Source organism: Polaribacter sp., assembly GCF_049276715.1.
Classification (GTDB): domain Bacteria; phylum Bacteroidota; class Bacteroidia; order Flavobacteriales; family Flavobacteriaceae; genus Polaribacter.
Window position 1 is genome coordinate 1 of the sequence record NZ_JBASWY010000031.1, and the last position, 2,075, is coordinate 2,075.

Sequence of the window (2,075 nt, forward strand, 5' to 3'; positions counted from 1 at the left end):
GTACCTGGCTAGTCACGGGGGGCGCAGGTTATATCGGCTCGCATGTTGTTCGTGAATTGCAATTAGCGGGTTTTCAGCCGGTAGTGTTTGATGATTTTTCGGCAGGATTGCATTTACGTATTCCACAGGATGTGCCAGTTGTCGAAGGTGATATCGCAGATACCAAGGCGCTACGAGCGGCGTTTACTAAATTTGAGGTCACCGGAGTCATTCATCTTGCCGCGAAGAAGGCCGCGGGCGAGTCAGTGGACCTGCCCCTGTATTACTACAAGGAAAATGTCACCGGATTACAGAGCGTGCTTGGCGCAATGGTTGATTCAGGCATAGATAATTTTGTGTACTCCTCTTCAGCCGCGGTATACGGAACTCCACAGTCAAATCCGGTGAAAGAAAGTGAACCTTTCAATCCCGAATCCCCGTACGGTGAAACAAAAGTTATCGGTGAGTGGTTGGCCAAAGACTTGGCCACCAGCAATGCACTGAACTGGGTCTCATTGAGATATTTCAACGTTGCCGGAGCCGGCAGTGACGACTTGGGTGATAACAGCGTGAACAACTTAATCCCGATGGTTTTCCAAGCGCTCGAAATCGGTGGGAGACCTAAGATTTTTGGAGCGGACTACCCGACCCCAGACGGAACCTGTATTCGTGACTACATCCATGTAGTCGATCTGGCTGGGGCCCATGTTGCTGCAGTTAAAAAGTGTGAAACCGGCCGAGCAAATCTGGCAATAAATGTTGGCCGTGGAAGTGGAGTGAGTGTCCAAGAGGTCATGGACTCAATCGCAGGGGTTATCGGGCGCGATATCAGCCCCGAAGTTGTGGGCCGCCGAGCCGGTGACCCAGCCGCCACCTTCGCCGATGTGGAACTGGGTGAGGCCGAATTGGCATGGTCGGCGCAGCGAGATCTAAACGACATGGTTTCTTCGGCGTGGAGCGCCTGGCAATCCGCACACCGATAGGCTGGGACTATTCCACCGAAACCAGGAGAGCTAGTGGCCCGCGTCGTCGTAAACGTTGCACTTAAACCCGAAATTCTTGACCCTCAGGGCCGCGCAGTTCAAGGCGCCCTTGGTCGGTTGGGTCTTAGCGGCGTGATTAATGTTCGTCAGGGAAAGCAGTTCATCATCGACCTCGATGGTGAACTCGAGGGTGACCGGGCTGATCTTCTGGAAAAACTGGCGGGGGAATTGCTGAGTAATCCAGTAATCGAAGACTTCGCCCTCACGGTTGAGAACTGATTTTGTCCGCCCGTATTGGTGTCGTAACTTTCCCCGGATCACTCGATGATGCAGATGCTGCCCGAGCAATCCGGATTTCCGGGGGAACTGCGGTAGCACTGTGGCATGGTGATGCTGACCTGCATAGTGTTGACGCGGTCGTCCTTCCGGGTGGATTTTCCTACGGTGATTACTTACGCTGTGGAGCGATTGCAAAGTTTGCCCCCGTCATGTCTTTAGTGATTGAGAAAGCCCAAGTTGGACTCCCAGTCTTGGGGATCTGCAACGGATTCCAAATTCTGTGTGAGAGCCACCTTCTGCCTGGAGCCTTGACTCGAAACGACCACCAGTATTTCATTTGCCGTGATCAGAAGCTACGAATTGAAAGTACCGATACCGCGTGGACAAAAGACTTTGCACTTGGTCAAGAGATCGTGATTCCATTAAAAAATGGTGAGGGCGGTTACGTTGCAAGTGAAGCGGTTCTCGACGAACTTTTTGCCGAAAACCGAGTGATTGCGACTTACCAAGGTGGAAATCCAAATGGTAGTTACCGCAATATTGCTGGAATCTCGAATAAGGCTGGCAATGTTGTGGGTCTGATGCCGCACCCCGAACATGCGGTTGAAGCGTTAACCGGTCCAACAACCGATGGAATCCCCTTCTTCACCAGCGTTCTGAAGTCTCTAGTTGGAGCGCCATGACCGACTCGGTAAATACCGCCCAAGAAAGTCCCGACACCGAACAACCATGGGCCGATCTGGGTCTAAGGCAAGACGAGTACGAAAGCATCAAGGAGATTTTGGGCCGGCGCCCAACAAGTAGCGAGCTAGCTATGTATTCGGTGATGTGGAG

4 protein-coding genes are annotated in these 2,075 nt (G+C 52.5%); all 4 read left to right on the top strand.

Annotation, left to right across the window (positions count from 1 at the left end; genetic code table 11):
• The coding region (gene galE, locus WAO74_RS09070) for a UDP-glucose 4-epimerase GalE (RefSeq protein ID WP_422161407.1) at positions 1-962 on the top strand (962 nt) is incomplete at its 5' end.
• A 33-nt stretch (positions 963-995) separates the two neighbouring features.
• A complete protein-coding gene (gene purS, locus WAO74_RS09075; protein WP_422161409.1) occupies positions 996-1,241 on the top strand; it encodes a phosphoribosylformylglycinamidine synthase subunit PurS in 246 nt (81 codons plus the stop codon).
• A 2-nt stretch (positions 1,242-1,243) separates the two neighbouring features.
• A complete protein-coding gene (purQ, locus tag WAO74_RS09080; RefSeq protein ID WP_422161410.1) occupies positions 1,244-1,924 on the top strand; it encodes a phosphoribosylformylglycinamidine synthase subunit PurQ in 681 nt (226 codons plus the stop codon).
• On the top strand, positions 1,921-2,075 hold a 155-nt coding region (locus WAO74_RS09085), incomplete at its 3' end, for a hypothetical protein (RefSeq protein WP_422161411.1). The genes purQ and WAO74_RS09085, both read left to right, overlap by 4 nt.